The organism is uncultured Aquimarina sp., from assembly GCF_947495315.1.
Taxonomy (GTDB): domain Bacteria; phylum Bacteroidota; class Bacteroidia; order Flavobacteriales; family Flavobacteriaceae; genus Aquimarina.
This window is the reverse complement of sequence record NZ_CANLYD010000020.1, coordinates 77432-97673: the sequence shown is the minus strand read 5'-3', so window position 1 is coordinate 97673 and position 20242 is coordinate 77432. Positions and strand designations below refer to the sequence as shown.

Here is a 20242-nt window from a genome sequence, read left to right as displayed (position 1 = left end):
GATTAAGATAAACTTTTTTCTATGATGGGAATTGCTTCTTCTACATCTGTCTTTTTTACAAAAAGTTGAATGTGATCTGGGATTCCGCCACCAAAACCAGCTGCCATACCTGATTTCATATCATCTCTGGTTATAGAATTGATGCCACTATCCTGAAGCAAATTTTGTAAAAATTGGATATTAATTAGACTACCGGTATACACTCTTTCGTATTCACTTTCGGGAAACATATATTGTTGTTAAGCGTTAAAATATTTACTATCCCAGATAGCAGTATTAAAGTTTTTACCTAAAGCAAAACCATAGAACAGCACAACTGCTGCTACAGATTTAAACATAAAGAGAAATATCATTATAAATTCTGAGGTATTACTTTCTTTACTGAACAATCCTTGCGGGATCATAAAGGTAATTAAAAGACTCACTAAAAAGGTGAGAATTAATAAGTTTTCAAAACTCTTAAAAAACCACATCATCAATTTGCGAAATGGATGGAGATCATCTCCCCATTTATGGATTAAATAATAGTAGTCATTTCCTATTGGAGCAAAAAGTAAAGGATCATCCGCATTTGCAAGCTTAAATAGTTTTGAGGGAGCAATAATTTTAAAACCCTTTAATTCTATTTCATGGATTTTCTCTAAATCCTTTATCTTTGATACTGCTTCCTGAGGAAGTTTGCCTTTGAAGTATTTAGAATCCAAAAAGCGTAATCTGTAGTCTATACAGATTTTTTTAATCTGATCTATATGATAGATGTTAGCGCTTTTTAAGAAATCAAAAATGAAATCGTTTTCTGCCGCTGGAGTACCGTTTTCTAATGAGTTAATAATACGATCATTCTTTTTATCTTCCTCTTTAAAAATATCTTGAACTTGTAATTCCCAACGAGCCGGATCAAATTGTTTGTCGCGTAGTTGAGTAAGTTTTTTTTCGATATTGGTCTTAGGAATCATCATTTTTCTTTCTTTAGCATCACTAAATTAAGTATTTACGATCTGTATTACAAGATTTCTGTGTTTTTAACAAATGTTGAATATGAATGGGTTAACCAGTTGTGCATTATGAAAGAAATGTTAAAGAAAAGCGTCAATTCGAGTGATTTTCCAAAATGTAATGGAGGAAAATTGTATCGAGAATAGCTTTTTGGATCCAAAATCCTATTCTCGATACACTTCTTCTTTCAATCGAAGCACTCCTTTAGACGAATTTTGAATAGAAAAATCAAAATACAACGGGTTGGGTTATATACATTTTGTCTTGTATAATAAGTATCTACTATGAAGGAATTAGGTTTTTTTAATTCTTAGGTAGAAGCTTCTGTTGGTTATCATAAGGGATATAGTTTTCCCATTTCCAGGGAGTATAGGTGTCACCTAAAGCTACTTCTAATAATTCTTTGAAAATACTTTCTCCATTATCACTATTAGCCATAATCATAATTCCTTTTTCTGCTTCTGGAAATACAATTGAGTAGTTCTGAAAACCATCACTGTGACCTTCTTTAAAAGCTCCAATTCCATAAGGAGATACCAATACTCCCCATCCTAACCCATAACTTAGCTGGATATTATCATTAAGTGATCCTTCTTTATGGGATAATGGACCAAATTGCGCTAATGTTCTGATTCTTATTTGCGGCTTGAAGATTTCGTCCCAGGAATCTTTAGAAATGATCTTACTTTGTAAGACAGCTTCAATAAATTTTGTATAATCTCCAGAAGTTGTTTCTAGAGTGCCACCGCCTCTAGGCTCATTGTCTTTGTCTTTCTTAAAAAGATTCCCTTCAGCAGAATGGCCGTAAGCAAAATCGTTTTCAAACGATTCATTCCATTGATAACTAGAGTGATCCATCGCTAATGGTTTAAATAATTTTTCTTGCGCTATTTCTTCAAGTCCTTTTCCTAATAGTTTTTCAAGAATCACTTGCAGATATATAAAACCTTCTCCAGAATAGCTATAGCGACTACCTGGTTCAAAATGCACTCTCAATTTTTGATCAGATTCATACCATCTATAGTTATGAAATCCTGTAGTATGTGCTAAACACATGCGAGCAGTTATTTTGTGATATAGTGAATCTGTTTTTAAAGCAGAAAAATCATCATGCCATCTGGTTTTTGGTTCATATTCATGTATTTTTTTAGGCAGATAAGATTCTAATGGAGTATCCAGGTCAATAACTCCTTCTTCTACCAATTTCATTACCAGAACAGAAAAAACTGCTTTACTAAAAGATGCTCCATAAAAGTTAGTAGAGTCTGTTAATAACTGTTTTTGTTTGTAATTTTTGTGGCCAAATTCTTTCTTATAAACAGCTTTATTTTTATTAAAAACAGTAACCGCGATTCCATGCACATTCGCATCGGTAACTAACTGTTCTATTTTGGAAGTTAAAGAATCTTTGGTGATAGTGGAGTTATCTAATCTAACAATGTGCTCTGATATGTTATTGGAACAGCTAATACAGCTAAGTGAAATTATTGTAGCAAGAATCCCTATGTATTTTGTGACCTTGTTTTTTCTTAGGAAAGGGATAGATAAGGGATAATAACATTTTTTGGAGTTTAATACAGAAATAATATTTATAACCATTACAATAAGACTATATGGAATAACCGCTATGAAAAGAAAAAAACCGAGGCCTGGTAATGTGACTAATGCTATAAATGAAAAAATAAATAAAATACTCATCGTGATTTGAAAATTGATTATCAATCTCCCATGGTTGTCATAGATTTTATTATCCTCTCTTTTATGTATCCAAAGAAATATAGGTAACAAAATATTACATAACGGAATTACGAATCCAAGTATAGGAGTTGCATGTAATAGTAATAACCATTTTTGTTGTATCGTTTCTTCTTTGGGGTTTTCTAATGGAAGAAGATCATCTACTTCGATATCCAATGCAGTAGCTAATAGTTTTACCGTTTGTAAATGTGGATTTACTTCTCCCTTCTCTATGCGTTGGATGGTTCGTATCCCAACTTTTGTTCTATCCGATAACTCTTCTTGTGTGTATCCTTTTAGTTTACGTTGATACAATAGATTTTTTGAAATTGATTGATGTTCCATGTTTTTGTTTTTTTTTTGTACAGGACAAAGCTATGGATAGAGCTCGGTCTTTGTTACGCCATTTAGGTGTCACCTATCTGTCATTTATTGTTTTTATAGGGGTTTTGAGGTTAAAGATATGTTTTCTTTCATAAAAAATGCCTTTGAAATTTTCAAAGGCATTTTTAAAATATCTATATATAGATCACTTTTTTATCGTAATTCAGCTCCTAATTTATTTTCAAAATTATGCTGAAGCTTGTTCATGATTTTATCAATTTGTTTATCCGTAAGTGTTTTATGTTCGTCTTGTAATATAAAACTAACCGCATATGATTTCTTACCATCCGGTAAATTTTTACCTTCATATACATCAAACAAGTTAATACTTTTCAGAAGTTGTTTTTCAGTTTGCTTAGCAATGGTATGAATTTCTTCAAAAGTTACTGTGTTGTCCAATAATAAAGCAAAGTCTCTTCTTACTTCCGGGAACTTAGGAATATCGGTGAATTTAATCTTAGTTCGTCTTGCAAATTCCAGTATGGTATCCCAATTAAAATCAGCATACAATACTTCCTGAGAAATAGAAAAATGTTTTAAAACAGATTTTCTAACGATTCCGAATTCTACCAACTTTGATTTTCCCAAACTATAAGAAACACCTTCTGCAAAAAGATCGTTCTTTATCGGCGATGTTTTAGATGTCTTGATTCCTAAACGGCTCAATATGGTTTCGACAACACCTTTTAAATAAAAGAAATCACTATTTGATTGAGCTATTTTCCAGCTTTCCTTGGTTTTGTTTCCGGTAATTAATAAACTTAAATGTTTGTTTTCAATTCTTCCGCTTTCGTAATTATGATACGTTTTTCCAAATTCAAAAAATTTAAGATCAGAACGCTTTCTATTGATGTTATATGAAATAGCCTCTAAACCAGAAAACAATAATGATTGTCGCATCACTGCTAAATCATTACTTAATGGATTGAGCATTTCTACATTGTTTTCTTCTTTTAGTTGCTCCGATAATGAAATATAATCAGGAGCTGTCAATGAATTAGCCAACATTTCATTAAAACCCTGCCCAACCAACTGATTAGAAATTGTGTTTTGTATGTTATGGTCAGAAAACTTATCAATGTTAGAAATGGATGCGTTTAACTTTTGAGTATATTGAATATTGTTATATCCGTACACACGAAGAATTTCTTCAATAACATCAGCTTCTCTTTGGACATCATTGCGATATGCAGGAATGGTTAGTCCAAGGCCACTTTCAGTTATATTGTTTACTTTGATCTCTAAAGAACTCAAAATACTTTTGATCGTTTCCTGAGGAAGTTCTTCTCCGATTAGCTTTGTAGTATTCTCAAAAGATAAGAACACCTGAAAATCTTCCGTTTTTTTAGGATATAGATCTATAATGTCACTGGTAATATCTCCGCCAGCTAATTCTTGTATAAGCAAAGCTGCTCTTTTTAAGGCATATTCAGTAACGTTAGGGTCAATACCTCTCTCAAACCTGAATGATGCATCTGTATTTAGCCCGTGACGTTTTGCTGTTTTACGAACGCTTACCGGATTAAAATAAGCACTTTCTAAGAAAATTGAAGTAGTGTTTTCTGTAACTCCAGAGTTAATTCCCCCAAAAACTCCTGCGATACATAGTGGTTTTTTAGCATCACAAATCATTAAATCTTCTTCGTGTAATTCACGTTCTACCTCGTCTAATGTTGTGAATTTAGTACCAGTTTTTAGGGTTTTTACTTCAATTTTATTTCCTTCTATGTAGTGAGCATCAAAAGCATGTAGTGGTTGTCCTAAGTCGTGTAAGACATAATTAGTAACATCTACTACATTGTTTTTTGGAGCAATGCCAATTGCCTTCAATCGATGCTGTAACCAAGAAGGGGATTCGGCTACTTTCAATCCAGAAATAGTAACCCCACAATATCTTGGTGCTAATTCAGGATTCTTTACTTCGATATCGAACTTATGTAATCTGTTTTCTACTTTAAAATTACTAACAGATGGAGTAATAAGTTCCAGGTTCAGATCTTTTTGCTGTAAACCAGCTTTTAGATCACGAGCAGTACCCCAATGACTCATAGCATCTGCTCGGTTTGGAGTTAATCCTATTTCGAATACATGATCATTTTCTATATCAAAAATGTCAGCAGCAGGAGTACCAACAGCAATGTCGTTATCAAGAACCATAATACCGTCATGGCTTTTACCAAGCCCCAATTCATCCTCGGCACAGATCATTCCATAACTTTCTTCTCCACGAATTTTACCTTTCTTAATTTTCCATTCCTCACCATTTTCATCATATAATTTAGTTCCAATAGTTGCAACAGGAACTTTTTGGCCCTCAGCTACATTAGGTGCACCACATACAATCTGCACAGGATCTCCATTACCTAAATCTACTTTTGTAACTTTTAGTTTATCTGCATTAGTGTGTTGCGCACAGCTAATAACCTGTCCTACAACTACGCCTTCTAAACCTCCTTTTACACTTTGATAGGTTTCTATTCCTTCTACTTCAAGCCCTAAATCAGTAAGTAGTTCTCCTGCTTTTTCCGCCTCCCAATCAAGCTTAATAAATTGCTTAAGCCAGTTATATGAAATTTTCATTAATGATGATTCTGAAATTAGGCGGTAAAGATACTACTTTGGGTAAAGCTGACAAACAAGAAAAGTAGGTTATACTGCAAGTGATAAATAATATTTGAAAACTCACATAATTTCTAAGTGAATTTTAACGCTCAATTCTTTTGCAAGTTTGATTTTTAACCTGATTATTTGACATTTATCGATAGAATTCAGTATTTTTGGGTTAATTAATTAATGCCCTAAAATGAAACTTTCAAATTTTTTATTGTTAGCAATGTTTACTGTTGTTATTGGAACATATAATTCCAATGCTCAATATCACGATGTTCCAAAATCAAAAAAAACTAATTTAGTAACGTCTAAATCAGCAAAATCAAAAAAGACTAATTTAGTAGCGTCTAAATCGGTAAAAGCTAAAAAAATTAAGGAGCCTGTAGATAAGGAAGATGAAGAGAATTTTAAAAAGCTACAGGAAGAATTAGGATTAACAGGGCGAGAAAAAAATAAAGCAGCTTTAATAAAAGCTGATATGGATTGGAAAAAAGAACTAAAGAAAAAACAACAAAATAAAAACGTAAACGAAACTAAAAAGAAAACTCCTTCTAAAAGGAATAATAATTAATTGAATTTTTTACGTGTCGTAAAAATATTTTAATAATTAATAAGAACTGTCTAGTAAGGTTTGATAATCTTTCTAGACAGTTTTTATATTCTACACAGATCTATGAAAAAATACACTCTAATACTTGTAACTACACTCTTGTTATTCTCTTGTAAAGAAGAGAAATCAAATAATGAATTATTCCTTAAAAGTGGCCTTTGGAAAGCTTCCTTGGCTGTGCAAGATAATAAGGAATTACCTTTTCTGTTTGAAGTTTTTGATGATCAAACTTTGAAAATTTTTAATGCTGAAGAAATCATAGACGTAGATGAGGTAAGAATCGAAGGAGATTCAGTTTTTATTAAATTTCCTGTTTTTGAAGGATATATAGCAGCAAAATTCGAAGATTCTATGACGCTCTCTGGAAGCTTTATTAAAGAGAGTCTCGACAGAATTGTTCCTTTTAAAGGAACGTTTGGAGTAAAAGATAGATTTGAAATTGTTTCAAAACCAACTGCCAACGTTCAAGGGAATTGGGAATCAGTTTTTAGTAAAGATGTTCCGGAAGATCAATACATTGCTAAAGGAATTTTTAAACAAAATGGAAACATTGTTACTGGAACATTCAGGACGACAACAGGTGATTATCGTTATCTGGAAGGAGTATTGAACAATGATAAATTAGAATTATCCACTTTTGATGGAGCACATGCGTTTCTTTTTACTGCTCAGGTTACTGATAGTACTATGAATGGTCATTTCTATTCTGGTAACCATTGGAAAGAACCATTTACAGCAAAACGTAACGAGGTATATGAATTACCATCAGAAGACTCTCTTACTTTTATAAAAGAAGGATATGATAAATTAGAATTTAGTTTTCCAGATGCAAAAGGAAATCAGGTTTCTCTTGAAGATGATCGTTTCAAAAATAAAGTAACCATGGTCCAGATTATGGGAACCTGGTGTCCTAATTGTATGGATGAAACCAAATATTATGTAGACTATTATAATAAAAATAAGGATAAGGATATCGAATTTGTAGCACTGGCGTTTGAATATGCTAAGACTTCAGAAAAAGCGTTTAAATCCATTGAGAGATTGCGTTCTAAATTAAAGGTAGAATATCCTATTCTTTTAGCCCAATACGGAACATCAAATAAAGAAAAAGCTCAGGAGAAACTGCCAATGCTTAATCATGTGTTGTCTTATCCGACCACAATTTTTATAGACAAAAAAGGAAAAGTCCGTAAGATTCATACAGGTTTTAATGGTCCGGCAACTGGTCAAAAATATATAGATTATAAGAAAGAGTTCGAAGGTTTTGTTAACCAGTTGTTAAAAGAATAAATTATTTAACAATTATTAGGACTTACTTTTTCACTTTAACATTACGGTAACATTAGGATTGAGGATATCATCTTAATATTGTTTGAGATGTATGATTTTTCTTTCATACGGAATCCAATAAAAATTCAAACAATTCAGTTATGAAATGAGCCATGATAATTAGGTAGCTACTTTCCTTAATGATTATTGGCGAATTCCATCTGACCACTAAAAAGTAAAAATAAAAACAGATGAAACAATCCAAACTAATGATGACATGTATTGCCTGTGCAATGATGTTGTTTACAATCCAGTTAAATGCTCAGCTCAAAACACCTGAGGCTAGTCAGCGTGCACAGGTTACGCAAAGAGTAGGAATTACAGATATTACTATAGATTATGGTAGACCAAGTGTAAAAGAACGTGAAGTTTGGGGAAAACTAGTTCCTTACGGATATAATAATCTGGGATTTGGAACATCTACAGCAGCACCTTGGAGAGCGGGAGCTAATCAGAATACAACAATAGAATTTTCGAATGACGTAAAGGTAGAAGGAAAGGATATAAAAGCCGGACTTTATGGGCTACATATTGCGTTAAAAGAAGATGGCGGTGCTACGGTGATATTTTCTGAAAATTCAAGCTCTTGGGGTAGTTATTTTTACGATGAAAAAGAAGATGTATTACGTGTAGATGTTAAAACTAAAGAAGTGCCTCATACCGAAACACTAATGTTTTTATTTCCTTCTTTTGAAGCAAATAATACAATTGCAGCTTTGCGATGGGAGAAAAAAGAAATCCCTTTTAAGATAGAAGTAGATGTAACGGGTATAGTCATGAAAGGAATAAAAGACGATCTTAGAGGCAATGCCGGATTTACCCAAACAAACTGGGATAATGCTGCCAACTATGCGTTTAATGCAGGCGATCTGGATCAGGCTTTAGAATGGGTAAATGGATCGATCAGTGGTAATTTCTTTAGTAAAGAAACATTTAGCAATCTTTCTTTAAAATCTCAGATTTTAGCAAAACAAGGTAAGACTCAGGAAGCAATGACAATAGTAGATAAGGCCGCAACTATGGGAAATGCTACTCAGGTATTTCAATTGGGGAATGGTCTTATTGGTCAAGGACAAAAAGATAAAGCACTAGAGATTCTAAAGAATAATGTGAAAAATAATAATGGTGCTTGGCCCTCTAATTATGGGTTGGCTAGAGCATATTCTGCAACAGGAGACTATAAAAATGCGATCAAATCTATTAATGTAGCTTTGGGTAATGCTCCCGAAAGATTTAAAGGAAGGTTGTCAGGTGACCTGGAAAAGCTTAAAAAAGGCGAAGATATAAATTAATTTCAGCCCTATTTTGAAGGCACCGCCTTCAAAATAGGGCTGAAATTATCCCGCTGTAGAGCGGGATCCATTTAAGGTATAGTTTCAATTTTGAAAATCTGTTTTAAGATATGGTATTCAAAACAGGAAATTTTCAGCAGTTAATAATATCAATTGTTTATAAAGGGGTCAGTAAAGTACTGATCCTTTTTTTGTTTAATTCAGAATAAAAAGGTTAATGTTTTTTGACCTTAAAAGGATAACTTTTTCTTGTTATATTACAATGTATTATTTTAGTGCGATTACCATATCTTTGCACCACCAAATTTATATACATGAGTAAAGCCGTTTATATTGCTACTATTGAACCTAATAGTGGTAAATCCATTGTTGTTTTAGGATTAATGAGAATGTTACTGGGAAAAGTAGCTAGAGTAGGATACTTCAGACCTATTATTGATGACCCTAAAGAAGGGGAAATAGATAACCATATTAATACTGTAATATCACATTTTGAGTTAGATATCAATTTCAAAAACACCTATGCTTTTACCAGAAGTGAGGTGCTCCAGAAGTACAATCAAGGTAGATCTGGAGCAATTATAGACGGTGTTATAGAGAAATATAAAAATCTGGAAGAAAAATTCGATTTTATTCTGGTAGAAGGAACAGATTTTTCTGATGAAGGAAGTATCATTGAATTTGATATTAATATCATCATTGCAAAAAACTTAGGGATTCCATCCATTATCGTGGCTAGTGGTGTGGATAAGACAAAAGAAGAAATCGCCGGAAATCTAAAATTAGCGTATGATACTTTTACCAGTAAAGATGCAGAGGTGGTTGCAGTGGTCGCTAACAAGGTTGTTAATGGTTGCGAAAAAGAATTAACGGAAAAACTAGAAGAGGAATTCGAAGAAGGTGTAGCGCAAATAATTATACCTAAAATAAGTTCCTTAATTAACCCTACAATTAGAGAGATTGTAAAAGAATTAGATGGAAACATTCTCTTCGGAAAAGAGTTTTTGAATAATCAAGCAGGAAGCTTTGGTGTAGGAGCTATGCAATTACGTAACTACCTTACACATCTTAAGGATAATAGCCTTGTGATTACTCCGGGTGATCGTGCTGATATTATTTTGGGCGTTTTACAAGCTAATATATCGGATAACTATCCTAAAATTTCGGGTATTATTCTTACAGGAGGAATCATACCAGAGGAACCAATTCTTAAATTAATAGAAGGTGTATCTCTTTCGGTACCAATTGTATCAGTTCCGCAAGGAACTTTTTCGATTACGAATAAGATAGGTGCTATTAGATCAAAAATATATGCAGATAATCTACAAAAAATAAATACTTCGATTAGCACATTCGAACAGTATGTTGATGCAGATCGTTTAGTAGATCCTTTGATTACTTTTGAGTCCGATAGTTTGACCCCAAGTATGTTTCAGTATAACCTCTTAAAACGAGCACTAAAACATAAAAAGCACATTGTTCTACCTGAAGGATCTGATGAGAGAATTCTAAGAGCAACATTTAGATTACAAGCATCTAATGTAGTAGATATTACCCTTATCGGTGAAGAAAAGAAAATCAAAAGTAAGGCTACTAAGCTAGATATTCCTATTGATTTTAGTAAGGTAAACATTGTATCTCCAACAAAATCCGCACATTTTGATGATTATGCAGAAACATTTTACGAATTGCGAAAACATAAGAATGTGAATATGGACATGGCCAGGGATATGATGGCAGATGTATCTTATTTTGGAACCATGATGATTTACAAAGGTCACGCGGACGGAATGGTTTCTGGAGCTGTTCATACTACCCAGCATACTATTAGACCAGCATTACAGTTTATTAAAACTAAACCAGGTGTAAAAGTAGTGTCTTCTGTGTTCTTTATGTGTTTAGATGATAGGGTTTCTGTGTTTGGAGATTGTGCTATCAATCCGAATCCAAATGCTGAACAACTAGCAGAAATAGCAATTTCTTCAGCCCAATCAGCTGCTGCATTTGGTATCGAGCCAAAAGTAGCAATGTTATCGTATTCTTCTGGTACATCTGGAAAAGGAGAAGATGTGGAAACGGTAAGAGAAGCTACGAGAATAGTAAAAGAAAAGCATCCGGAACTTAAGATTGAAGGCCCAATACAGTATGATGCTGCTGTGGATATGAGGGTTGGACAGAGTAAGCTTCCTGATTCTGAAGTGGCAGGACAAGCTAGTGTTTTGATATTTCCTGATCTTAATACCGGTAACAATACGTATAAGGCTGTACAACGAGAAACAGGAGCTTTAGCAATTGGTCCAATGCTTCAGGGACTAAATAAACCGGTAAATGATTTAAGTAGAGGTTGTACAGTAGATGATGTCTATAATACAGTTATTATTACCGCAATTCAGGCTCAAGGATTATAAAAAGAAGAAACTTACGTTATGCGAATACTAGTATTAAATTCAGGAAGTTCATCAATTAAATTTCAATTATTCAATATGCCCTCGGCCGAAGTTCTTTGCTCAGGATTGGTGGAGCGTATCGGGTTAGAAAATGCTAAAATCAACTATAAAACGGATACTCAGGATATTGAAAAAGAGGTTACTATTCCTGATCATAAAATAGGACTGAAATTAATTGCCTCCTATGTACTGGATTCGGAAATAGGAGTGATTACTTCAGCTTCAGAAATTCAAGTAGTAGGGCATAGGGTGGTTCACGGAGGAAGTACTTTTGCTAAAACTGTAGAAATTAATAACGAGGTAAAGCAAAAAATAGAAAAACTTTCTGCGTTAGCACCACTTCATAATCCTGCGAATTTGCAAGGGATTTTGGTTTCAGAAGAGATTTTTAAAGATGCAAAACAAGTTGCAGTATTCGATACAGCGTTTCATCAGACAATGCCTGTGGAAGCCTATAAATATGCAATTCCTAACGCTTTTCTGGATGAACACCATATTAGGGTATACGGTTTTCACGGTACCAGTCATAAATATGTATCAGAAAAAGCAATTGAGTTTTTAGGAAAGCAAAACACTAAGATTATTACAATTCATTTAGGTAATGGATGCAGTATGACCGCTATAGAAAATGGTAAGAGTATAGACCATACCTTAGGATTCGCACCAATGAATGGATTGATAATGGGTACTCGATCCGGTGATATCGATCCTGCTGTCATCTTTTATTTAGTAAAATCATTAGGGTATTCTTTGGATGAAGTCAACTCGTTACTCCAAAAAGAAAGTGGTATGTTTGGCTTAACCGGATATAGTGATTTACGTGATATAGAATCTAATGCAGAAAATGGAAATGTGAATTGCCAGAAAGCTTTAGAAATGAATGCGTATCGTATTAAAAAGTTTATAGGTTCATATACAGCTGTGATGAATGGTTTGGACGCCATTGTGTTTACAGCAGGAATTGGAGAGAATTCTGATGTAATAAGGAAATTGGTTAGCACTAATTTAGAGTATTTAGGGATTGAATTGGATGAAGAAAAAAATAGTGTCAGATCTAAAGAAATTAGAGACATTAGCCAGGCTTCTTCTAAGGTTAAAATTCTAGTGATTCCTACAAATGAAGAATTGGAGATTGCTCAGCAATCATTGAGGTTGTTGGAACAATAGAGATTTGTTTTTATGCATAGATTTTTTTTGTAAAAACCTTAATTTAAAGGATTTATTTGTTTTTGTTCGGGGAAATTTTAACATTTATTTTTTTTTATTATCCAAATAAAAGTATATTTTCGACCTGTGTTTGTAAGAGAACACATAACCTACTTAACGTACACTTCTTACATTTTTGCTCTATTTTTTTAATTTTTCTTCTAACATAGTAATGAAGAAAATAAAACCTAAATCTATTTTATTATGACTTCAAACAACAAGTTGGTAAGTAGTATTGTTGTACTACTTCTTATGGTATTCAGTACTTCTTTACAGGCACAGCAAAACATTAAATTTGGAAAGGTCACCTTTAACAACGCTATTAACGTAGCAGGGAAACAAAGAATGCTTACGCAAAAAATGTCTAAAGCATATTTGTATCTGGTTTCTAATCCTAGTGATATGAAAGCAAAAAAGGATTTATTAACGTCTAAAATTTTATTTGAAAGACAGAACTCGTTTTTATTGGAAAATTCCAGAAATAAATTAACTACAACTAATATTCAAAAGGTTGATCAATTATTTGTAGAGTTCAAAAAAGCACTAGAAACAACACCGGGTTACGAAAATGCTAAAAAGATAACAGATTTGAATACCGATTTGCTGATGGCATCTAATCAAACCGTAGCTTCTATTATAAATAATTCTAAATTGGTAAATTCTGCAACGGATGCAGAGGTTTTAGGTGATAATGTTAGCATAGCGGATCGATTAGAGTTACAAACAATTATTAATGTAGCAGGTCGACAAAGGATGCTTTCCCAAAGATTGGCTCTTTACTATTATGCTAATACTATAGCGGTAAATGATAAGAATGTTACAAGAATATTAAACAATACATATAATGAATTAGAAGGAGCATTAACTAAATTAATGATTTGCCAGTTTAATAATCCCGAAATAGACGAAAAGATTGGGTTAGCATTGACCAAATGGGATAATGTTAAGACTCAAAAAGAAAAATTAATGAATAAAACCTTAAAAAAAGAAGAGGTGTATAAGTTAAGTGACGCTCTAACGGTTGTATTTAATGATATTACAAATCTATATGAAAAAGTAGATCTTTAATAATAGTTTTTCTTACTGTAAGCTAAAATCATCTCTAAATTAACTTGTATATGCAGTAAAGAACAATATAAAAAGACTACCTAAATTTTAAGTAGTCTTTTTAAATTTAAAATGGTTCATAATTCATTATGCCCAAATACAAGTCCCATTAGGCTGGCAATATCCAAAGTCACAAAACTCCATTCCATTAAACATTTGGCAACATTTTCTTGGTGGTCCGCAGTATACAAAAGGGCGTCCCCAAGCACCAGTGATTTGCTGTTGATCTTTTTTTGTTAATTTCTGAATTCCTTTAAGGTTTAAGATTTTTTTCATTGTGTAGATATTTAAAGTTAATATATACTTACAAGATAGTCGTAAAGCAAATTGAAATACAAGTTCACTTGCTTGATATTTATAAATTTCAACAACTTGTGTTTAATATTGGGATGTTCGAAAAACCAAAAAAGACGGTCTTTTTAGACAGCCTCTCTTAAATTCTCTCTAATTCTTATAGGTTTAGAAGATAATACATCCACCCCATCCATTACATCTTCCTGGCTCGCAGAAACTACCTCCCGGAAAACTAATTCGGCATCTGTTACCGCTACCATTGATAGGATTTGGATTACAACAAGAAATATAGGTGTTTGCTCCTTTTATGGACCTTTGTTGTCCTTTGCTAAGTTCTTGAACTCCTTTTAATTCTAAGATTTTTTTTCATTGTGTATAATATTTAAGTTAATAAAGATGCTTTTTTTTGAAGGTAAAAAAAAGGCAAACTAGTTAAGAATGCCTTTATAGGTTTTAAGTTTTTGCAATTAAGCAAAAATACATCTTCCCCAGCGATCACAATATCCTGGTTCACAGAAGCTTTGGTTTCCAAAACTTATAAGGCAGCCTCTGCCACTAGGACAGCACGTAGCACGTCCTTGCCAAGCTCCTTTAATTTGTCTTTGATTCTCTTTAGTTAATTTTTGGATTCCTTTTAATTCTAAGATTTTCTTCATTGTGTAAGATATTTAAGTTAATTGTTTAAATGTAAGTGAAAATTCCCTAATTACAGTACGTTAAACACCCTAAAGAATTGAGGATTAATTATATATTCTACTAAAGTATATGATATTCTTTTCACTACTTATAGGTTTTGCATGATGATATTGAAGTATAATTCCTATATAGCTTTGTAAGAAACAACTTATTAACAAGTTTGTTTTCGTGTAATTTGTTTAAAATCAAGTGTTTGTGTTTTTTAAATAAGCTAATTGTTACATTATCAACATATTGGGTAATGATTTGATAACATAGACCTCTAGTTAATTTAACAAAATAGTTTTAGCTTCGGAAACGTTAAAATTTACTAAATTAACTCACAACACACAATGAAAAAATTATTGCTATTACTAGTAATGGGGTACGCTCTTACTAGTTTTGGTCAGATACCATCATATTATAATGATGTGAATCTTTCTTTATCTGGTCAGTCTTTAAAAAGCGAATTAGCTACTAAAGTTACAAACACTCAAACGAATACATTATCGTATACTCCTGGAGTTTGGGACGCCTTAAAACAAACAGATCTTGATCCTACGAACTCTTCTAGAGTTGTTCTTATCTATGGATTTAGTGATACTGATGGGAACTCTACAACAGATAGAACCAGAGGAGTAAATAATAATGGTGGAGGTTCTACGGACTGGAATAGAGAACACGTGTATCCAAAATCTTTAGGTAATCCGAATTTAGGAACTTCCGGGCCAGGAGCTGATGCGCATCATCTAAGACCTTCTGATGTGCAAAGAAATTCTAGTAGAGGAAGTCGTAAGTTTGCAGATGGTTCTGGAAATTCCGGAACGACTTCACAAGGACATTGGTATCCAGGAGATGAATTTAAAGGTGATGTAGCCCGGATGATGATGTTTATGTACATAAGATATGGTAACCGATGTTTACCTTCTAATGTTGGAATAGGAACAGCAGTACCAGGCGATACTAATATGATCCAGTTGTTTCTGGAATGGAATGCTGAAGATCCCGTTTCTCAATTAGAGTTACAACGAAATCCAATTATCGAAAATTTACAAGGAAATAGAAACCCTTTTATTGATAATCCCGCATTTGCCACTCAGATTTGGGGAGGACCACAAGCAGAGGATCGTTTTGGAACCACCGGAGGTGGAGGAAATACACTCTGTAGTTCAACAATAACTTCTTTTCCTTATACTGAAAGTTTTGAAAATACTTTTGGTGCCTGGAAGCAAGCTACATCTGGAGATGATTTTAATTGGGTAACTGGTTCCGGTAGCACACCATCTTCTAATACTGGTCCAAGTTCAGCAAATGCAGGTTCTTATTATATTTATATGGAATCTTCTACTCCTAATTATTCTAACAAAAGAGCAATAATGTATTCGCCTTGTTACGATATAACGAATGCAACTCAGGCTACCTTTTCATTTAAATATCATATGTATGGTGCTTCAGCTATGGGAAGTTTGGTTCTGGAGGCAAGTCTTGACGGAACCACTTGGGCATCCGTCTGGAGCAAATCCGGAAATCAAGGAAATTCCTGGCAGACAGCTTCTGTTGATTTAGCTGCTTACACAGGCAAAAAAGTGCAGTTACGTTTTAATGGAATTACAGGAACTACCTGGCAAGGGGATATGGCTGTTGATGCGGTCAATTTTTCCACTTCTGGAAATACAGGTGGTGGATCAACGACTACTGATGTTAATTTAAGAATTACTTTTGATAATTATCCAGAAGAAACAAGTTGGGAAATAAGAAACGATAGTAATCAAGTAGTGTATTCCGGTGGTACTTATGGGGCTCAAGCAGATGGCTCAACTCTTAATGTATCCAGAACTTTGGATACAGGATGTTATACATTGATTGTAAAGGATGTTTATGGCGACGGTATTTGTTGTAATTATGGTAATGGTTCTTATGTTTTAACAGATTCTTCTAATGGAGCTATATTGGCTTCTGGAGGTTCTTTCGGAACGCAAGACAGTAATAGCTTCTGTGTAGGTTCTGCATCACGGAATTTTTCTGAGGAGATTGTAAAAGAAAATATAGCTACTGTATTTGATTTTAGTTTTTATCCTAATCCGGTTATAGGAGAAGTGAGAATACAACTAGAAAATACAGCTAAGGCAGATTATAAAATTGTAAATCAAATAGGTCAAGTTATAAAAGTAGGGAAGGTCATAAAAGAACCAATTGAGCTTAACGGACTACCATCAGGAATGTATTTTATTTCTGTTAATGATGGAAAACGAACTGTTAACAAGAAATTTGTAAAAGAATAACCGAAGATATTCTAATAAAAAGCCCTACTTTTTAATAAGTGGGGCTTTTTTTATAGTGTATAGTGAGGTTTCTAAATGATACTATATGTAAGCATATTCCTAATTAATAGATATTTCTGGAAGGCATATCATAATAATCAAATGGAATATTCTAGAAGTAATATTTCTCGATGAGTTGTGAAAAAGAAAGTATAATTAAATTTAGAACATGGTAATTTAGAAATAGGTACTTTATTTTTTCATTTCCATTTAAAAATACACCTATATCTAAATCGGTTATTATTGTATGAAGTGTAATGTTTAAATTCAATATTTCTCTATAATTTTATTGATAAATTGGAATTAAAAAAGAGGGAATTTTCCATTTTTTTATTCCGATTTACGGTTTATAAGTAGAATTTAAATAATAACACTGTAAGAATATTCATTTTTAAGGGTAAATTCCCCATGAAAATCAACCTGTTATTACTAGTATTTTACGATGAAACGCACAATTTTAAAGGTTTAAATGTTAAAAAAATGAATTTTTAACATTATTTTGTAGGACAATTCTTTGTGTTAGCTATAGGCTTTTCAATACTTCAGGTTTTTTTGGGTTTTTTACACGTATTATTATTATGGTTTTACCGTAATTAATTTTTTGTTTTTGTTTGTACATTGGAACTAAGAAAAATTATAAAGCGCTTGTTATTAGATTTTTAAATAATCCCAAAATAAAATTGATATGAAAAAAAAATACTTTTTATTAGTTGACTTCTTATCACATTGGAAGTTCATCTTTTGTTAATTAAATGTGCTCTTAAAACCCATTAATTCGGATTTAGATTTGGATTAATTCGGAGACTTACCACTCGACGATTATTTAGTAAGATTATTAGTTACTCATATTTACCCCACATTGATATCGAGCTTATCACTAATATAAATCAATCTGATAACTTTTGTTTGTCAGCATAGATAATCGTTTCCAGACTGCGCTACTTCATGCAACCAGTCCTGATGTGGGGAAATAAATTAATAATATAATAGTCAATAGGGTTATATGCCCAATGATTTCTAAAAATATTTATGACGATGAGTATATCGGCAAACTTTAATATGTTTTGTGATGAGCTTAGGATTTCTGATAAAAAGAAATCAATTATTTCATTACGTTACAATTCAATAAATAAAAAATTAAATAATGATTTTTGGAATATAGATACTAGTTACGGCAGTATTTATACAGGTTGCTATGGAAGAGAGACCGCAAATGATGGTATCCAAGAGATTGATATGATCTTTGAGATGCCATCTCATTTGCTGGTTGAGTATGAAGAATGCGGAGGAAATTATCAGGCAAGGTTTCTGGAAGATGTACGAAGGTCAATAGCAACTATATATCCTAAAACTAGTATTAATCAAGAAAAACATGCAATAAGCATTAGATTTTCTGATAGCATGTGTTTTAATGTATTTCCCGGATTTATTAGGGATGGAGGAGGTTATATTTTTGCAGACCTAAATGGTAGCTGGAGTATTAATAAGCCTATATCTTTACAAGAGGCTATGAAGGTTGTCGATAAAACTACTAATTATAACCTTAGGAAATTATGTAAAATGGTTAAAGCCTGGAAACAAAATTGTAAAGTAAGAATCAAGGATGTATTGATAGATACACTGGCATATGAATTTTTATTATCTACCAATAAGAACTACGAATCATATGCACAATTTGATGTTATGTGCTTAGACTTTTTTAAATTCCTAATGAGTCAACAAGCTTCAAAAGTAGTTTGGGATGGTATAGGAAATGGTCAAAAAATACATAACCCAGAAAACTTTAGGTATAAAGCTATTGTTGCACATTTTAAAATTGAAAGTGCTATAAAACTAGAGATGTCTAATAAAAAATGGGGTTCAAGACAAAAATGGAGAGAAGTTTTTGGGCGTAAATTTCCTGAATCGGTAAGAATAAAATTGCAAATAAGTAAGCTATACGAAAAGACAATATCTCTACACAGTGCACAGAAAAAATGCATTCGAATTTTAAACCAAAGGCTAATGACGTTTAAAGGACTTCAGTTTCTTACAGCATTACTTATAGTTTCTGGAGTTTTAATTATTGGATTTACAGAAAATTTCGATCTTGGATTAGCATTGTTTATGGTATCTTCAGTAATATTTCTGGTTATTTTATATTTTCAAAAATATAATTTAGGAGATATCTCAATAAAGCATAAGCAATCTGCATTACGGACATTTTTAATAAAAGAAGAGTGGCAATCATTATTAAAAGATCTTAACAATGGTGATGTGGATATTTCTATTATCAGGAAAAGAAAAGACGAGCTGCAACGTAATATGATTGATGTTTATAGAGGCGCTTCTATCTCTATAGATAAAAGATATGCTAAAGCTATAGAAAAGATAAATACTATTTCAAAAATAAAAGAAAAGTTACCTGTTGTGAAATCTGGAAAAATGCATATTCCCATTTGGCAGAGCAATAAGTTCCATGTAGAGAACAAAGTGCAATGTCTAATGAACTACAGGAATTAACAAAATTGATTAGGTTTGATAAGTGGAAGATGACCCTTCTTTCTCAATGCTAAGGGGTAATGCCGAGTTTGAAGGGTTATTTTATTTGTAAGCTGATAGTTATTACTTTTAAACTATTTATTTTTAAGAAAATAAGTGATGTCTTAGGAATACTGCTATTTTGTAAAGTAAATATAATAATGGGATTCCTATAACCAGACTTATAAGAATTAATAAAAGAACAAGTTTTCCTCCAATAAAAGGGATTTTACTAACATCTCTAATAATAGTAACTTCACTATACATATAATATGCACTAATGGCAGTCAAAGTCCCAAGAAGAACGTATAAAAGACTCTCTAAAAAATTAAAATTATTGTATATCTCAGAAATAGTGTAATATTGGTATACGTGAAATAATAGAGTAACTCCTAAACCTATAGAAAGAATATAGCTTATTTCTTTTTGATTTTTATATTGATCTCCAGTTAAAAACTGTGTTCTTATACAGTCCGGACAAATAGTAGAATTGTTATGTAGACAAGTATGACACATACCTCTATAACAATGATGGCATTTACTTTGAGAAAACAAGTTGGTGTGTATATGACAAAAATAATTTCGTTTTTCTTCTTCCGTCATTATTAGATACTCTTTTATTTTGGGATCAATTGAATTAAATATTGGAGTATAAAAGTATAAAAAAAGCGCAAACTAGTTAATTTTGCGCTTTTGGATTTGGTATAATATATA

General features: G+C 32.5%; 16 protein-coding genes. 8 read left to right on the top strand and 8 right to left on the bottom strand.

Features of this window, described 5'->3' with window-relative positions; all coding sequences use genetic code 11:
- Positions 1–2 precede the first annotated feature (2 nt).
- The 4 genes from Q0910_RS25545 to pheT form a co-directional block, all read right to left on the bottom strand.
- Positions 3–230 carry a DUF2007 domain-containing protein gene (locus Q0910_RS25545; protein WP_299222978.1) on the bottom strand — a complete coding sequence of 76 codons (228 nt, stop codon included), beginning with the start codon at positions 228–230 and terminating at the stop codon, positions 3–5.
- 9 nt (positions 231–239) lie between these two features.
- The gene (locus Q0910_RS25540; RefSeq protein ID WP_299222976.1) at positions 240–959 is read right to left on the bottom strand and encodes a hypothetical protein; all 720 of its coding nucleotides are present in this window, start codon (positions 957–959) and stop codon (positions 240–242) included.
- A 340-nt stretch (positions 960–1299) separates the two neighbouring features.
- Positions 1300–3078 (bottom strand): serine hydrolase, encoded by a 1779-nt coding sequence (locus tag Q0910_RS25535; RefSeq protein WP_299222974.1) that lies wholly within the window; start codon positions 3076–3078, stop codon positions 1300–1302.
- A gap of 192 nt (positions 3079–3270) precedes the next feature.
- A complete protein-coding gene (pheT, locus tag Q0910_RS25530) occupies positions 3271–5697 on the bottom strand; it encodes a phenylalanine--tRNA ligase subunit beta (protein ID WP_299222972.1) in 2427 nt (808 codons plus the stop codon).
- Between the two features lie 223 nt (positions 5698–5920).
- Between pheT and Q0910_RS25525 the strand changes: the two genes are divergently transcribed.
- From Q0910_RS25525 to Q0910_RS25500, 6 genes are all read left to right on the top strand, one after another.
- A complete protein-coding gene (locus Q0910_RS25525; protein ID WP_299222970.1) occupies positions 5921–6298 on the top strand; it encodes a hypothetical protein in 378 nt (125 codons plus the stop codon).
- Between the two features lie 102 nt (positions 6299–6400).
- Complete coding sequence (locus tag Q0910_RS25520) at positions 6401–7627, top strand: TlpA disulfide reductase family protein (RefSeq protein WP_299222968.1); 1227 nt, start codon at positions 6401–6403, stop codon at positions 7625–7627.
- Positions 7628–7857: 230 nt separating this feature from the next.
- Positions 7858–8958, top strand: a complete 1101-nt coding sequence (locus Q0910_RS25515) for a DUF2911 domain-containing protein (protein ID WP_299222966.1) — start codon at positions 7858–7860, stop codon at positions 8956–8958.
- Between the two features lie 314 nt (positions 8959–9272).
- Complete coding sequence (gene pta, locus Q0910_RS25510) at positions 9273–11366, top strand: phosphate acetyltransferase (RefSeq protein ID WP_299222964.1); 2094 nt, start codon at positions 9273–9275, stop codon at positions 11364–11366.
- Between the two features lie 18 nt (positions 11367–11384).
- Positions 11385–12572 carry an acetate kinase gene (locus tag Q0910_RS25505; protein ID WP_299222962.1) on the top strand — a complete coding sequence of 396 codons (1188 nt, stop codon included), beginning with the start codon at positions 11385–11387 and terminating at the stop codon, positions 12570–12572.
- 243 nt (positions 12573–12815) lie between these two features.
- Positions 12816–13679: a type IV pili methyl-accepting chemotaxis transducer N-terminal domain-containing protein gene (locus Q0910_RS25500; RefSeq protein WP_299222961.1), complete on the top strand. Its 864-nt coding sequence runs from the start codon at positions 12816–12818 to the stop codon at positions 13677–13679.
- Between the two features lie 126 nt (positions 13680–13805).
- On the opposite strand, the gene Q0910_RS25495 is transcribed toward Q0910_RS25500, so the two are convergent.
- The 3 genes from Q0910_RS25495 to Q0910_RS25485 form a co-directional block, all read right to left on the bottom strand.
- Positions 13806–13994, bottom strand: a complete 189-nt coding sequence (locus Q0910_RS25495; protein WP_299222960.1) for a hypothetical protein — start codon at positions 13992–13994, stop codon at positions 13806–13808.
- Positions 13995–14137: 143 nt separating this feature from the next.
- Positions 14138–14272, bottom strand: a complete 135-nt coding sequence (locus Q0910_RS25490) for a hypothetical protein (protein WP_299222959.1) — start codon at positions 14270–14272, stop codon at positions 14138–14140.
- 207 nt (positions 14273–14479) lie between these two features.
- Positions 14480–14668 carry a hypothetical protein gene (locus Q0910_RS25485; RefSeq protein WP_299222957.1) on the bottom strand — a complete coding sequence of 63 codons (189 nt, stop codon included), beginning with the start codon at positions 14666–14668 and terminating at the stop codon, positions 14480–14482.
- A gap of 372 nt (positions 14669–15040) precedes the next feature.
- Between Q0910_RS25485 and Q0910_RS25480 the strand changes: the two genes are divergently transcribed.
- Together Q0910_RS25480 and Q0910_RS25475 are read left to right on the top strand one after the other, a co-directional pair.
- Complete coding sequence (locus Q0910_RS25480) at positions 15041–16969, top strand: endonuclease (RefSeq protein ID WP_299222955.1); 1929 nt, start codon at positions 15041–15043, stop codon at positions 16967–16969.
- A gap of 1074 nt (positions 16970–18043) precedes the next feature.
- Complete coding sequence (locus Q0910_RS25475) at positions 18044–19510, top strand: hypothetical protein (protein ID WP_299222953.1); 1467 nt, start codon at positions 18044–18046, stop codon at positions 19508–19510.
- A gap of 123 nt (positions 19511–19633) precedes the next feature.
- On the opposite strand, the gene Q0910_RS25470 is transcribed toward Q0910_RS25475, so the two are convergent.
- The gene (locus Q0910_RS25470; RefSeq protein WP_299222951.1) at positions 19634–20131 is read right to left on the bottom strand and encodes a hypothetical protein; all 498 of its coding nucleotides are present in this window, start codon (positions 20129–20131) and stop codon (positions 19634–19636) included.
- Positions 20132–20242: the final 111 nt, after the last annotated feature.